Source organism: Bordetella tumbae, from assembly GCF_965139195.1.
In the GTDB taxonomy this organism is placed as follows: domain Bacteria; phylum Pseudomonadota; class Gammaproteobacteria; order Burkholderiales; family Burkholderiaceae_B; genus Bordetella_A; species Bordetella_A tumbae.
In genome coordinates this window covers 56,571-72,104 of record NZ_CBCSJH010000001.1, presented here as the reverse complement: position 1 = coordinate 72,104, position 15,534 = coordinate 56,571, and the positions used below count along the sequence as shown (strand labels likewise).

The following is a 15,534-nucleotide window of genomic DNA, read 5'->3' as shown; positions in this document are numbered from 1 at the left end:
GGTGGACGCCGCTCCCATGAGCAAGGACGGCGTGGTTTTGTCGCAGCCCACCAGTAGTACGGCACCATCGATGGGCTGACCGCGCATCGCCTCCTCGACCGCCAGCGCGGCCAGGTTGCGATACAGCATCGCGGTCGGCCGGTAGGTGTTCTCGGATACCGAGAACACCGGTACCTCGACGGGAAAGCCGCCAGCCTCCCAGATGCCGGCCTTCACCTTCTCGGCCAATTCGCGCAAGTGCCCATTGCACGGCGTCAGGTCAGACCACGTATTCAGGATGCCAATGACCGGGCGGCCGTCGAACAGGTCGTGCGGATGGCCCTGATTCTTGAGCCAGCCGCGGTGGTAGATGACATCGNGCGTATTGCCTCCATACCAGTGCTGCGAACGCAACGAACGTGGCCAGGGCGCGGGTTTGAAAGCCATGGAGTCTCCCTTCTCTTTCTTTGTAGTGATTTGATCCGGATCGGGATCAGCCTTGCCTGCGGCGGTTGTAGACATCGAAAAAAACAGCGGCCAGCAGAGCGCATCCCTTGATGACTTGCTGGTAGTCGATACCGATGCCGAGAATGGACATTCCGTTATTCATGACGCCCATGATGAAAGCCCCCACCACCGCGCCGATGATCTTGCCGGTACCGCCCGAGGCCGACGCTCCGCCGATGAACACTGCCGCAATGACGTCCAGTTCGAGTCCGAAGCCGGCCTTGGGTGTGGCCGTATTCAGGCGCGCGGCAAAGATCAGCCCCGCCAGCGCCGCCAGGAAGCCCATGTTCACAAACGTGAGAAAGGTCAGCCGTTCCGTCTTGATGCCTGAGATACGCGCGGCCTTCTCGTTGCCGCCCAGCGCATAGATGCGTCGACCCAGCGTTGTCTTCTCGGTGATGAAGACGTAAATCGCGGTCAGTATTCCCATGGAGAGCAGCACGTTTGGCAAACCGCGAAAACCCGCAAGCTTCCAGGTGAAGAACAGGATCGCCATCGAGATGATGGCCAGGCGTCCCACAAAAAACCCCAGCGGCTCGGCATCAATGCCATATCGGCGGTTACGCGACCATGCCCGACAGGATGAGTACATCAGCAGCGCCACACCCACGACTCCCACTATCAGCGCGGTGAAATTGGGCTTGCCCGCACCAAAGAGGTCAGGCACGAAACCGGTGGACAGCAGTTGAAAGTCGCGAGGAAACGGACCGACCGATTGGCCTTGCAACAGCCACAGCGACAGCCCGCGGAATATCAGCATGCCAGCCAACGTCACGATGAACGCAGGGATCTTCCAGAATGCAATGAAGTACCCCTGGGCCGCGCCGATAACCATGCCGGCCAGCAGGCATGCCGGTACCGCGGTCCAGACCGGCCAGCCCAGTTGGACAATCAGCACGGCGGCGAGCGCGCCGACAAAGCCCATCACTGATCCCACGGACAGATCGATATGCCCCGATACGATCACCATCAACATGCCCAGGGCCATGATGACGATGTAGCTGTTCTGCAGCAGCAGGTTGGTAATGTTGACCGGCCGCATCAGCGTGCCATCGGTCAGTACCTGGAACATGATCAGGATGGCGACCAACGCGATCAGCAGGCCGTATTCGCGCATATGCTTCGCAAAATAGGCGCCGACGCTGTTGCTGTTGCCGCCCGATGTTGGCAGGGACGTCGAGGTATTCATATGCTCTGCTCCTCGTCGCTGACAATGAGCGACATGATGCGTTCCTGGGTGGCTTGCCCGGCATCGAGCTCGCCGATGAACGCACCCTCGTTCATCACATAGATGCGGTCACACATGCCCAGCAACTCGGGCAGCTCCGAAGAAATCATGACCACGGCTTTACCTTGTTCGCTCAGCCCGTTGATGATCCCGTATATCTCGTATTTCGCACCGACATCGATGCCGCGCGTGGGTTCATCCAGAATCAGCACGTCCGGTTCGGTAAAAAGCCATTTGGACAAAACCACCTTCTGCTGATTGCCGCCGGACAGATTGGCGACCGTCTGAAATACCGAAGGTGTGCGGATACGCATGGCCGTTCGGTATTTTTCCGATATCTCGATTTCACGTCGGCGGTCGATCACCCCCGCACGAGCTACGCGCTCCAGGCTGGCCAGGGTCACGTTACGCAGCACCGTGTCCTCCAGCAGCAGGCCCAGCGACTTACGGTCTTCGGTGACGTAGGCCAGACCTGCCTTGATGGCCCTGGGCACGTCCGAAACATCGACCGGTTTGCCCCGCATCCGCACCTGGCCGGAAATATGGCGGCCGTATCCACGCCCGAAAATCGACATGGCAAGTTCGGTTCGGCCCGCTCCCATCAGTCCGGCTATACCCACCACCTCACCGGCGCGGACTGTGAAGGACACGTCCTTGACCATCTGCCGGCCTCTCTGCTCAGGATGCCAGACGTTCCAGTCGCACACCTCGAGTACCGCCTCGCCGGCACGGCGTTCGCGCGGCGGATAGCGCTGCGACATGTCCCGTCCCACCATGTCGCGCACGATGCGGTCCTCACATAAGGCCTCGGTCGCGGCGTCCAGCGTCGAGACCGTCGATCCGTCACGTATCACGCTGACCCGGTCGGCGATGCGGCGTACTTCGTTGAGCTTGTGGCTGATGATGATGGAGGTCACGCCCTGCGCCTTCAACTCCAGCAGCAAGTCCAGCAAGGCCTGACTGTCCGACTCTGACAAAGCTGCCGTCGGTTCGTCCAGAATGAGCAGCCGCACGTTCTTGGCGAGCGCTTTGGCAATCTCGACCAGTTGCTGTTTGCCCACTCCCAGCGTCCCGACCATCGTGCCGGGCGCGTCCGTCAAACCGACCTTGCGCAGCAATTCTCCCGCCTGACGAAAGGTTTCGTGCCACGACACCACGCCACCTGACGCGCGCTCATTGCCCAGAAAGATATTCTCGGCAATGGACAACTGCGGCACCAATGCAAGCTCTTGGTGGATGATGACAATACCGCGCGCCTCGCTATCGCGGATGGAGCGAAAACGCATGATCTCGCCATCGTAGGCAATCTCGCCGTCGTAGCTGCCGTGGGCATAGACGCCCGACAAGACCTTCATCAGCGTGGACTTGCCCGCACCGTTCTCGCCGCAAATGGCGTGGATCTCGTTATGTCTGACCGCCAGATCGACCCGATTCAGCGCCTTCACGCCTGGAAAGGTCTTCGTGATGGCGCGCATTTCCAGAAGATAGGTCATGGATGCGACCTACTGGATATCCGATTTCTGGTAATAGCCCGACTGGACCAGCACCGCCTCCCAATTGTCTGCGTTGACCACCGTGGGTTGCAGCAGGAAGGCGGGAACGACTTTCACGCCATTGTTGTATGTCTTGGTGTCGTTGACTTGCGGTTTGCCTTCCTTGAGCATGGCGTCGACCATGCCTACCGTGACGCGTGCCAACTCTCGGGTGTCCTTGAATATCGTGGAATACTGTTCGTTGGCCAGAATGGATTTGATCGACGGCAACTCCGCATCCTGACCGGTGACCACGGGCATGCTCTGCCCGCCCGAGCCATATCCCACGCCTTTGAGCGACGAGAGAATTCCAATGGACATGCCATCGTACGGCGACAGCACGCCATGCAGGCGCTCTTTGGTATAGCTCGAGGACAGCAGGTTATCCATACGGGCTTGGGCCGCGGCGCCATCCCAGCGCAAGGTGCCCACCCGATCCATGCCGGTCTGACCCGACACGACCTTGATGTCACCAGCATCGATCAACGGTTTGAGCACGGACATGGCACCGTCGTAGAAGAAATAGGCGTTGTTGTCGTCGGGACTGCCGCCGAATAACTCCACGTTCCAGGGTTTGACGCCGCCAAAGCGCTGCTTCAGCCCGCTGATCAGCGACTGCGCTTGCTCTACGCCCACTTTGAAATTGTCGAACGTGGCGTAGTAATCGACATGTTCGGTGCCGCGGATCAGGCGATCATAGGCAACGACCTTGATGTCGGCCGCCGCAGCATTCTCGAGCGTGTTGGTCAGCGTACTGCCATCGATGGCAGCGATGACCAGCACATCCACTCCCCGAGTGATCATGTTTTCGATCTGGGCCAACTGATTCGGAATGTCATCCTCGGCGAACTGCAACTGCGTGTCGTAACCAGCTTCCTGGAACAGTTTGACCATCGCATTGCCGTCCGCGATCCAGCGCGGAGAGGACTTAGTTGGCATCGCAATGCCAACGGTTTCGGCAGCAGCAGCCGAAACCACGCACGCCGCCGCTGCCGCCAGCACGGCGGTCACGATTTTCTTGAACATTGTCTTGTCTCCTTTGATCTTTGATTTCAGGCCGGACTGGTGCTCCCCGGACCTGCACAACCCTCGATCTAGGGTCAGCGCATGCATGCTACGCCGCTCAAAACATAACAGTAAAATTCTATTTTCTGACTTTCACATACCAATAAAGGTATGGAATATGCGATCTCGCTTTCTACTCAAACCCGCGCAGATGCAATTACTCGCGGCAATCGCCGACCTGGACCAGCTTCAGCTTGCCGCTCAGAGAATTGCCATGTCACAACCGGCCGCGTCCCGGATGCTGGCCGACATCGAGACCGCGGCCGGCGGGACGCTTTTTCATCGACACGCCAAGGGCATGGTGCCCACTGAACTCGGCCTGCTCGTCATTCGGCGCGTGCGTGCGTTGCTGCGCGAGTTGCGTAGCTTGCAAGAGGACATCGAGGCCTACCACTCGGGCGGCGGCGGCGAGGTCAAGATTGGCGCGGTGACCGGCCCTGCCGCAGGCGTCCTGGTCAGTGCCGTTCGAGCCTTCAAACAGACGAGTCCCGCTGCAGCCATCACCGTCGAGGTATTGCCTTCGCGCGAGTTGGTCCAGCAATTGGCCAAGGGCGAGCTGGATTTCGCGTTGGCTCGGCTGCTGCCAGAATTTGATAGCCGCGAATTCGACCTGCAGCCCATGCGTGATGAGAAAATCGTGTTGCTAGTACGCGCCTCGCATCCCGTGGCGCGGCAGGGCCCGGCCTCGCTGGCCGAGTTAGCGCACTATGAGTGGATCATGCAGGCGCGCGGCAATCCAATCCGGGAAACCGTGCTCGAGTGTTTTGGCCAACTCGGCTTGCCCGAGCCGGGCAACATCATGAATTCGCCGTCCCTGGTCTTTACCATTGCTTATCTGCGTACGACCGATGCCATCGTCGCCCTGTCCGAAGAAGTGGCCGAATTACTCATGCAGGACGGCATGGGGCATGCCTTTGCCGTGCTTCCAGTGGACCGGGAAATGCGCGTGCCACCGTACTTCCTGCTGACCTTGCGCCACCGGCCGTTATCACCGGCCGCGCAAAAACTGCGCGAACACGTGCTTGAGGTCTCGCACGAGAATCGCCAACCGCCGCGCTGACAGCTCCCGCCGTCCGGTAGGATTGGTCCCGTTTTTATCGCGCCGTAGCCTGCGTTACCAACCCGATTGGCGTAGCGCGTCCTCGGTCGCCTGGCCGTCGGGCCGGATGACGACGCCGCCACGGGGATCCATATAGACCTGATAGCGCGCGCCGTCGATCATGGGCATATAGGCGGCACTGCCGTATTGAACGTCGACAAACGGCAGCCAGTTGGGGAACACCTTTTTCATCTGGGCCAGGTCGGGTACAGGCCAATCGGATAAATCATGAACGCTGCGCGCCGCCGTTTTTTCCTGCTCGACGTCGCGATAGCGGCCAGACAGGCGCTCAAACGCGTACAAGGGGGGCGCACCCGCGAGCAGGGCGGGCAGACGCCAGCGTACGACTTTGGCGTCGATCTGCCACTGATCGCCCGAAAGTGGATAAATACGCTCGCCTTTGCCGGGAACGTCCGTCGTGACCAGGAATTGTCCTGGCGTCTGCTCATGCATGGTTACCGTCGCAACAGGCACATCGGTAGTCAATCGGACGAACTGAACCAGCGTCAATGCCAGCATGGCCGATGCGCCTGCCAGGGCGATCAGCAGAACGCCGAACAGGCGCCGTATCGGCCGCAGCCTGAATACCCGGCGCCCGGAAGCATCCCGCGGCCCGCCGCGCCCGAATAACAGGGCCATCCCCGGTATCAACACGACCAAGGCCGCCAGGGCCATCCAGACAAAGGGGGCAAAACCATTGATCACTAGGCAATCCTCACGTTTGGGGGCGAGGGCGGCCCTGCCAAAGGGACGGCAAAGCAGCCGCCGTCAACAATAGCTCGATTTGCTGGCGTACCGTTAACAATGTTGATCAGCGTGAAACCGCACGTGATCCTGCATGAAAGTAGAAATAAAGTAATACCCGTGGTCGTAATCGGCATGACGTCGCAACGTCAGCGGCTGACCGGCCTGTTGGCAGGCCTGCTCGAATACTTCGGGATACAGCTGTTCGGCCAGGAAACCGTCCGCCAGCCCCTGATCGACCAAAATGCCGCGCGGGAACGGCTGCCGGGCGCGCGACATGAGCTCGCTGGCGTCGTAGGCCTTCCAGGCGTCTGTATCGGGCCCCAGATAGCCGTTAAAGGCCTTGTGGCCCCATGGACAACGGGTCGGTGCCGCGATCGGCGCAAAGGCGGAGACGGAACGGAATTTGTCAGGATGGCGCAATGCCAGCACCAGCGCACCGTGCCCGCCCATGGAATGACCAAAAATCCCTACCCGCTGGGCATCACCAGGCAGGTCCTGAGTAACGATGCCGTATAGCTCATCGGTCACATAGCTTTCCATCCGATAATGCGTGCTCCAGGGCTGCGCTGTAGCGTCTAGATAAAAACCCGCTCCGGTGCCGAAATCCCAATCTTGATCTTCACCGGCAATACCCGCGCCGCGAGGGCTGGTGTCCGGTGCAACCAGCATCAGGCCATATTCGGCAGCCAGACGTTGCGCGCCGCCCTTGATCATGAAGGTTTCCTCGGTGCAGGTCAGCCCTGCCAGATAAAACAGCACCGGTACGGGCCCCTGTTCCGCCTGGGGCGGCACATATACCGAGAACCTCATGGGCAAGCCGATCTGAGCCGAGTCGTGGCGGTAATAGCGTTGCCATCCGCCGAAACAGCGGTGCTGGGAGATCAATTCCAAGTCTGCCATGGCGCAGGGTTTTCCTTACTGGTTGCGTACACGCCCGATGTTAACCTGCGTGTCTGGCCGCGCTGACAGAGAGAGACACAATTGTCTACGGGTACCATCCCCTCTCGACGGCTGTGGCACTATTTATATATAGTGGTCAACACCACCGTTCTTTGTGGCTTGGTGCCCCTACACGCTATGGCTCGACTGCCCCGTTTGTACGCCCCCGGGTTACCGCAATTGGTACAGGCCAACTTCGTTCAGCCGCTGGCGACGCCTTCGCAACCAGCGCCACAAGAAGTGCTCAACCAATTGGCCGCCTGGCTTGGCGATTCTGCCCAGCGGCACCGCGTTGCGGTGCATGGATGGGTATTGGCCAACGATCGCATCCTGCTACTGGCGACCCCCAGTGACGAGGAGGGTCTGCCACGCCTGATGCAGACCCTGGGCCGCAATCTGGCGGCTCGTTTGCGCGGTGGCCGGGTCTTTGCCGGACGTTATCGATCGGCCCTGCTGGAGCCAGGTGTCTGGGTGTTGCCCGCATTGGTCTGGCTCGAGACTTATCCCGTACGCAGCGGTGCGGCACATGATCCCGACTCCTGGCCGTGGTCGTCCGCAGGCAGTCATACGGGCAATACGGCAGCTGCCACGCCGCCATCGCCTTGGCAGTCCGATCACGCCGACTACTGGGCCTGCGGCAATACCCCTTTTGACCGCCAGGCGAATTACCGGCGGCGCCTGCAAGACGGCCTGTCGCGCGAGGAAAGCCAGCGTATCGACCAGGCAGTGTCCGGCCAGTGGGCACTGGGCGGCGCCGATTTCATTGCCAGCCTGACCCATACCGCCAGCCGCCGTGTTGCACCAGGCCGGCGAGGCCGCCCTCGCAAAACGCCCGTCGAGGCGAAAACTTCATAGGTCCTTTCGGACCCAACGCATCCGCATCAACAGGCCTTCATGCGCCGCACCATAAGATGGCGGCGAGGACTTTCGAACGTCCTCTCGGCCAATCTGCGCCGCAGATTCACAACAATAAGCCCCGTTAAAACAGGGACATATAATGAAGTTTTCTACCTAGACCCTAGTGAATTTATCTGGCGCAAGTTATGGGGAAATTCTATCTATTTGATTTTCATAAAATTTTAATATGTCCCCATATATGCGCACCGAAACGGTGCCTGATATAAATTAGGGACGCACCACATTTATTTTTGTTGCACCCCAACTCGTACCGCAGTATCGTCGAGACCTTGCACTGCAACATTCCGACGCAGTTCTCTGCGGAGCGCGCTATGTCCTCGAATTCTCAAACCGATTCCTGTCGCCCGGTGGCGACGCCTATTGATGCAACCCGCATCGGCATTCCCGCCGCACAGGGTCTGTACAGCCCTCAGCACGAGCACGATGCCTGTGGCGTCGGGTTTGTCGCACACATTAAAGGGCGCAAAAGCCACGCCATCATTCAACAAGGCCTGAAGATCCTGGAAAACCTGGATCACCGCGGTGCCGTAGGCGCCGACAAGCTGATGGGCGATGGCGCCGGCATTCTGATCCAGATTCCCGATGCGCTCTATCGCGACGAGATGAGCCAGCAAGGCATCACACTGCCGGCGCCGGGCGAATACGGTGTGGCCATGATGTTCCTGCCCAAGGAAACCGCCTCGCGACTGGCCTGTGAGCAGGAACTCGAACGCGCTGTGCGCGCCGAGGGCCAGATTGTGCTGGGCTGGCGCGATGTGCCGGTGGACGTCGACATGCCGATGTCGCCGACCGTGCGTTCGGTCGAACCTGTCATCCGCCAACTGTTCATTGGCCGTGGCGCCGACGTGATGGTGCCCGACGCGCTGGAACGCAAGCTCTACGTCATCCGTAAAACCGCCAGCCACGCCATCCAGGCAATGAAACTGGCGCATGGCAAAGAATATTTCGTGCCGTCGGCCTCGGTGCGCACCGTCGTGTACAAGGGCTTGTTGCTGGCCGATCAGGTCGGCCGCTATTACCGCGACCTGGCGGATCCGCGCACGGTGTCGGCGCTGGCGCTGGTGCACCAACGTTTCTCGACCAACACGTTCCCCGCCTGGCCGCTGGCTCACCCCTATCGCATGATTGCCCACAACGGTGAGATCAACACCGTCAAGGGCAACTTCAACTGGCTGCGCGCTCGCGAAGGCATGATGCAATCGGCCGTGCTGGGCGATGATCTGAAAAAACTGTACCCCATCGTGTACGAAGGGCAGTCCGATACGGCGACGTTCGACAACTGCCTGGAACTGCTCGTGAACTCGGGCTACTCGCTGTCGCACGCGATGATGATGATGATCCCCGAGGCCTGGGAACAGCATACGCAGATGGATGCGAGCCGCCGCGCGTTCTACGAATATCACGCGGCCATGATGGAACCGTGGGACGGTCCCGCCGCCGTGGCGTTCACCGACGGCCGCCAGATCGGCGCCACGTTGGACCGCAACGGCCTGCGTCCTGCACGCTACCTGATTACCGATGACGATATGGTCATCATGGCGTCCGAAGCCGGCACGCTGTCGATCCCCGAAAACCGCATCGTCAAAAAATGGCGCCTGCAGCCGGGCAAGATGTTCCTGATCGATCTGGAACAAGGCCGCATCATCGACGATACGGAAATCAAGCTGCAGCTGGCCAACAGCCGCCCGTATCGCCAATGGATCGAGCGCCTGCAGCTCAAGCTGGAAGCCCTGCCCACGCCGCGCCAGGCGGCACAAGCGCCCGAGTCGTCGATTTCGCTGCTCGATCGCCAACAAGCATTTGGCTGGACCCAGGAAGACTACAAGTTCATTCTGGAACCCATGGCGACGTCCGGCGAGGAAGTCATCGGCTCGATGGGCAACGACGCCCCGCTGGCCGTGCTGTCGAACCGCGCCAAGCCGTTCTACAACTATTTCCGCCAGTTGTTCGCCCAGGTGACCAACCCGCCCATCGACCCCATCCGCGAACAGATGGTGATGTCGCTGGTGTCGTTCATCGGTCCCAAGCCGAACCTGCTGGACATCAACAACGTGAATCCGCCGCTGCGCCTGGAAGTCTCGCAGCCGGTGCTGGATTTCGCGGCCATGGCGCAGATCCGCGACGTCGAGCAAGTCACGGGCAAGAAATTCCGCAGCTACGAGTTGGATATCACCTACCCTGCTGCCTGGGGTTCCGAGGGCATCGAGGCCCGCGTGGCCGCGTTGTGCGCTCGTGCAGTGGATGCCGTACAAAGCGGCTACAACATTCTGATCGTGTCTGACCGCCTGGTCGACAGCGAGCGCGTCGCCATCCCGGCGCTGCTGGCGACGTCGGCTGTCCACCAGCATCTGATCCGTTCGGGCCTGCGCACTGCAACCGGCCTGGTCGTGGAGACCGGCTCGGCCCGCGAAGTGCACCATTTCGCGCTGTTGGGCGGCTACGGCGCCGAAGCGATCCACCCCTATCTGGCACTGGAATCGCTGGGACGCATGGCCGATCCGGAAAAGGCGGTCAAGAACTTCATCAAGGCCATCGGCAAGGGCCTGAACAAGGTCATGTCCAAGATGGGCATCTCGACCTACATGTCCTATACCGGCGCGCAGATTTTCGAAGCCGTCGGCCTGCAACGCAGCCTGGTTGATAAATACTTCACCGGTACCGCCTCGAACGTCGAAGGCATCGGCATTTTCCAAGTCGCCGAAGAAGCCCTGCGCCAGCATCGCGCGGCCTTCAGCGCCGACCCGGTATTGGCCAACGACCTGGACGCAGGCGGCGAGTACGCGTTCCGTATCCGTGGCGAAGAGCACATGTGGACGCCGGACTCGATCGCCAAGCTGCAGCATGCTTCGCGCGCGAACAATTACCGCACGTACAAGGAATACGCGCAGATCATCAACGATCAAACGCGCCGCCACATGACGCTGCGCGGCTTGTTCGAGTTCCGTTTTGATCCGTCGCGCGCGATTCCCCTGGAAGACGTCGAGCCGGCCAAGGAAATCGTCCGGCGCTTTGCCACCGGCGCCATGTCGCTGGGCTCCATCTCGACGGAGGCTCACTCGGTGCTGGCTGTGGCGATGAACCGCATCGGCGGTAAATCGAACACAGGCGAAGGCGGCGAAGACGAACTGCGTTATCGCGCCGAAATGCGCGATGGCAAGAGCACTATCAAAGACGGCGATACGCTGTCGTCCGTCCTGGGCACCGACCGCATCGAAGCCGACGTCCCGCTGAAGGCCGGCGACTCGCTGCGTTCACGCATCAAACAGGTTGCGTCGGGCCGTTTTGGTGTCACCGCCGAATACCTGAGCAGCGCCGATCAGATTCAGATCAAAATGGCGCAGGGTGCCAAACCCGGCGAGGGCGGTCAATTGCCCGGCCACAAGGTCACGGACTACATCGCCAAGCTGCGTTACTCGGTGCCGGGCGTCGGCCTGATTTCGCCCCCGCCGCACCATGACATTTATTCGATCGAAGACTTGGCTCAGCTGATCCACGATCTGAAGAACGTCAACAGCAAGTCGTCGATCTCGGTCAAGCTCGTGTCCGAAGTCGGGGTGGGAACCGTGGCCGCGGGTGTGGCCAAGGCCAAAGCCGATCACGTCGTGATCGCCGGCCATGATGGCGGCACCGGCGCATCGCCCGTCTCGTCGATCAAGCACGTGGGCACGCCCTGGGAACTGGGCCTGGCCGAAACGCAGCAAACGCTGGTGCTCAACCGCCTGCGCAGCCGCATTCGCGTGCAGGCCGACGGCCAGATGAAAACCGGCCGTGACGTCGTCATCGGCGCGCTGCTGGGCGCTGACGAATTCGGCTTTGCGACCGCACCGCTGGTCGTGGAAGGCTGCATCATGATGCGCAAGTGCCACCTGAACACCTGCCCGGTGGGCGTGGCTACGCAGGACCCGGTCTTGCGCCGCAAGTTCCAGGGCAAGCCTGAGCACGTGGTGAACTTCTTCTTCTTTATCGCCGACGAAGTCCGCGAAATCATGGCGCAACTGGGCATCCGTAAATTCGACGACCTGATCGGCCGCTCGGATCTGCTGGATATGCGTGCCGGCATCGAACACTGGAAAGCGCAAGGCCTGGATTTCGGCCGCGTGTTCTACCAACCGCAGATCGATACGGAAAAACGTCAAACCGAAACGCAAGACCACGGCCTGGCCGGTGCGCTGGATCACCTGTTGATCGAACGCAGCAAGCCCGCGCTGGAACGCGGCGAAAAGGTCTCGTTCATCACGCCGGTGCGCAACCGCAATCGTACGATCGGCGCCATGCTGTCCGGCGCGGTCGCGGCACGCTACGGTCACGATGGTCTGCCTGATGACACCATCCACATTCAGTGCAATGGCACGGCAGGACAGAGCTTCGGCGCGTTCCTGGCGCATGGCATCACGCTGGATCTGGTCGGCGAAGGCAACGACTACGTGGGCAAGGGCTTGTCGGGTGGCCGCATCATCGTGCGCTCGCCCAATGATTTCCGTGGCTTTGGCCCTGATCACATCATCGCGGGCAATACGGTGCTGTACGGCGCGCTGGCTGGCGAGGCTTTCTTTAATGGCGTGGCGGGCGAGCGTTTTGCCGTGCGTAACTCGGGCGCAGCCACCGTTGTCGAAGGTACCGGCGACCACGGTTGCGAATACATGACCGGCGGCACGGTCGTGGTGCTGGGTGAGACCGGCCGTAACTTCGCGGCCGGGATGTCGGGCGGCGTGGCCTACGTCTGGGATCCGGACCGCAGCTTCAAACACCGCTGCAACCTGTCGATGGTCGAACTGGAAGGCATCGCGCCGCACGCGGAACAACTCGCGCAAAACGATCAATCGGGCTGGCACAGCGCTCAGCGCGGTGGCGAACGCGACACCGACGAAGCGATCCTGCGCAAGCTGATCGAAGATCACTTCCGTTATACCGGCAGTTTCCGTGCCCGGGAAATCCTGGGCGACTGGGAAACCTCGCGCGGCAAGTTCATCAAAGTGATGCCGACGGAATACCGCCGCGCATTGGGCGAAATGTGGCGTGCAGCCAATCCTGAACAATTGGCTGCGTAAGGCCTAAGGACCGATCATGGGAAAAATCACTGGCTTTATGGAATATCAGCGGCTGCAGGAAGCCTCTGAAGCTCCGCAAAAACGCCTGAAAAACTGGCGCGAATTCGTCCTGCACCTGAGCGATGACCAGTCCAAGCAACAAGCAGCTCGCTGCATGGACTGCGGCATCCCGTTTTGCAACAGCGGCTGCCCGGTCAACAACATCATTCCTGACTGGAACGACCTGGTCTACCGTCAGGAATGGCGCCGCGCGCTGCATGTCCTGCACTCGACGAACAACTTTCCTGAGTTCACGGGCCGCATTTGCCCGGCCCCCTGCGAGGCGGCCTGTACCCTCAACATCAATAGCGATGCGGTGGGTATCAAGTCGATCGAGCACGCCATCATCGACAAAGGTTGGGCCGAAGGCTGGGTCGTACCGCAAGTCCCTGCCCGCAAGACTGGCAAGAAAGTCGCGGTCGTAGGCTCTGGCCCGTCCGGCCTGGCGTGCGCACAGCAATTGGCGCGCGCGGGCCACGCCGTGACCGTGTTCGAAAAAAGCGACCGCATCGGCGGGTTGCTGCGTTATGGCATCCCTGACTTCAAGTTAGAGAAATCGCAAATCGACCGCCGTATTTCGCAAATGGAAGCCGAAGGCGTCGAGTTCGCGCCGTCCACGTATGTCGGCAACGCCAGCGATTCCGTGGCCGACGGCCTGACCGTGCGCACCCCGAAATCATTGACCGATGAGTTCGATGCCGTCGTCATGACGGGTGGCTCGGAAACGCCGCGCGATCTGCCGGTGCCGGGCCGCGAGCTCGAGGGTGTGTACTTTGCCATGGACTTCCTGCGTCAGCAGAACAAGGCCGTCGCAGGTGATCGCCTGACCAAACAAACACTGGCCAAGGGCAAGCATGTCGTCGTGATCGGCGGCGGCGATACGGGCTCGGATTGCGTAGGCACCAGCAACCGCCATGGCGCGGCCTCGGTCACGCAATTCGAACTGATGCCCCAACCGCCCGAGTCGGAAAACAAGCCGCTCGTGTGGCCGTACTGGCCCCTGAAGATGCGTACCTCGTCGTCGCACGAAGAAGGCTGCGATCGCGACTGGTCGGTGACGACCAAACTGCTCAAAGGCAGCAACGGCAAAGTCGAAAAGCTGGTTGGCTCTCGTGTCGAATGGTTCAAAGACGAAGCCACCGGCCAGATGAAAATGCGTGAGGTCGAAGGCTCCGAATTTGAAATCCAGGCGGACCTGGTGCTGTTGGCGATGGGCTTTGTTTCGCCGGTGCAGCAGGTGCTGGACGCCTTTGGCGTGGATCGCGATGCACGCGGCAATGTGCGCGCGAACACCGACGACTATCGCACCAATGTCGATAAAGTCTTTGCAGCTGGCGACATGCGCCGCGGCCAATCGCTGGTGGTCTGGGCCATTCGCGAAGGACGTCAATGCGCTCGCTCGGTGGATGAGTATCTGATGGGCGCCAGCGAATTGCCGCGCTGATTGGCACCGTCATTCCATCAAACGGCCAGCTCCTGCGGGGACTGGCCTTTTTTTGTTGCCGGGCTGCCCCAAAACAAGAACGCTCCTCGGGGGGATGAGCCCGGACACGGGNCAGTCCCTGCGGACTGCCCTGTGCCTGACGAATCCGAGCGGCGTGCTAGCCGCGAGGTGGACAGCAAGCCGAAGGCGCAGCGTGGGGGCTTTTTATTTCCTAATCGCGATGCGTCGCGAGCTTGCCCGCCTGTTGATAATACTCAATGACAGCCAGGGCAAGCGCGTCAATCGAATCGGTCGTCACCACGCCCAACGATGGCCGCACCGCATGAGGAATAGCCAGCGGCAGCTCGGTGCACCCCAACACAACGGCATCAGCGCCGCGTGCGCGTAGCCGCTGCACGCATTCCACAGCAGGCGCCAAGGAATCATCCAGCCGGTTGGCTTTCACCGCGCGAATAGAGGTCATGCACAAAGACTCTACCTCGTCGTCCTGCGGCACGATGCATTCGTAGCCATGTTGCTCCAACGTACGCTGATACAGGCCCAACGCCAATGTCGCCGCGGTACCCATCAATCCGATTCGGCCCCGCGTCACCCCTTGGCGGCGCAGGTCTGCGGCAACGGCCTCGATGATATGCAACACGGGACATTGCGAGGCCTGAGCTAGTTCGTCATACCAGAGATGCGCCGTATTGCAGGGAATGGCGATCAGATCCGCTCCCGATGCATTCAAGAACTCGATACCTGCGCGCATCGCTGGCAACGGGTCTTCGCCGCCAGCCAGCCGCGCGGTGCTGCGGTCGGGTATCCGCGGATCATTCAACAAGAGTGTGGGAATGTGTTCTTGATCCCTGTCGACCGGCGTCAGCGCCGCCACTCGCATCGCAAAGGCTGCGCCTGCCAGCGGTCCCATCCCACCCAATACACCCAACATATGTTTCGTTTCCATGCACATTTGAGCGCCCGCGGAGCGCTACATTCCAATCCTGCTT

General features: G+C 60.7%; 10 protein-coding genes and 1 pseudogene. 4 read left to right on the top strand and 7 right to left on the bottom strand.

The window, feature by feature from the left end; translation table 11 throughout:
* From ACNA0J_RS00370 to chvE, 4 genes and pseudogenes are all read right to left on the bottom strand, one after another.
* A pseudogene (locus ACNA0J_RS00370) lies at nucleotides 1–358 on the bottom strand (dihydroxy-acid dehydratase domain-containing protein); the annotation flags it as partial.
* A gap of 114 nt (nucleotides 359–472) precedes the next feature.
* The gene (gene mmsB / locus ACNA0J_RS00365; RefSeq protein WP_415815286.1) at nucleotides 473–1,675 is read right to left on the bottom strand and encodes a multiple monosaccharide ABC transporter permease; all 1,203 of its coding nucleotides are present in this window, start codon (nucleotides 1,673–1,675) and stop codon (nucleotides 473–475) included.
* Entirely contained in the window at nucleotides 1,672–3,207 is a 1,536-nt protein-coding gene (gene mmsA / locus ACNA0J_RS00360; RefSeq protein ID WP_415815284.1) for a multiple monosaccharide ABC transporter ATP-binding protein, read from the bottom strand. The genes mmsB and mmsA overlap by 4 nt, the downstream gene beginning before the upstream one ends.
* Nucleotides 3,208–3,216: 9 nt before the next feature.
* On the bottom strand, nucleotides 3,217–4,272 hold the full coding sequence (chvE, locus tag ACNA0J_RS00355) for a multiple monosaccharide ABC transporter substrate-binding protein (RefSeq protein WP_415815282.1): 1,056 nt from the start codon (nucleotides 4,270–4,272) through the stop codon (nucleotides 3,217–3,219).
* A gap of 157 nt (nucleotides 4,273–4,429) precedes the next feature.
* On the opposite strand from chvE, the gene ACNA0J_RS00350 reads away from it, so the two are divergent.
* Nucleotides 4,430–5,371: a LysR family transcriptional regulator gene (locus ACNA0J_RS00350; RefSeq protein WP_415815280.1), complete on the top strand. Its 942-nt coding sequence runs from the start codon at nucleotides 4,430–4,432 to the stop codon at nucleotides 5,369–5,371.
* A gap of 54 nt (nucleotides 5,372–5,425) precedes the next feature.
* On the opposite strand, the gene ACNA0J_RS00345 is transcribed toward ACNA0J_RS00350, so the two are convergent.
* On the bottom strand, nucleotides 5,426–6,115 hold the full coding sequence (locus ACNA0J_RS00345) for a hypothetical protein (protein ID WP_415815278.1): 690 nt from the start codon (nucleotides 6,113–6,115) through the stop codon (nucleotides 5,426–5,428).
* 93 nt (nucleotides 6,116–6,208) lie between these two features.
* Complete coding sequence (gene fghA / locus ACNA0J_RS00340; protein ID WP_415815276.1) at nucleotides 6,209–7,057, bottom strand: S-formylglutathione hydrolase; 849 nt, start codon at nucleotides 7,055–7,057, stop codon at nucleotides 6,209–6,211.
* A 177-nt stretch (nucleotides 7,058–7,234) separates the two neighbouring features.
* Between fghA and ACNA0J_RS00335 the strand changes: the two genes are divergently transcribed.
* The 3 genes from ACNA0J_RS00335 (at nucleotide 7,235) to ACNA0J_RS00325 (ending at nucleotide 14,545) form a co-directional block, all read left to right on the top strand.
* A complete protein-coding gene (locus tag ACNA0J_RS00335; protein WP_415815274.1) occupies nucleotides 7,235–7,951 on the top strand; it encodes a transposase in 717 nt (238 codons plus the stop codon).
* 374 nt (nucleotides 7,952–8,325) lie between these two features.
* Nucleotides 8,326–13,062: a glutamate synthase-related protein gene (locus ACNA0J_RS00330; RefSeq protein WP_415815272.1), complete on the top strand. Its 4,737-nt coding sequence runs from the start codon at nucleotides 8,326–8,328 to the stop codon at nucleotides 13,060–13,062.
* Nucleotides 13,063–13,078: 16 nt separating this feature from the next.
* Complete coding sequence (locus tag ACNA0J_RS00325) at nucleotides 13,079–14,545, top strand: glutamate synthase subunit beta (RefSeq protein WP_415815270.1); 1,467 nt, start codon at nucleotides 13,079–13,081, stop codon at nucleotides 14,543–14,545.
* A gap of 211 nt (nucleotides 14,546–14,756) precedes the next feature.
* Here ACNA0J_RS00325 and cuyB read toward each other — a convergent pair whose 3' ends face one another.
* Nucleotides 14,757–15,497 (bottom strand): cysteate racemase, encoded by a 741-nt coding sequence (cuyB, locus tag ACNA0J_RS00320; protein ID WP_415815268.1) that lies wholly within the window; start codon nucleotides 15,495–15,497, stop codon nucleotides 14,757–14,759.
* Between the last annotated feature and the right edge of the window lie 37 nt (nucleotides 15,498–15,534).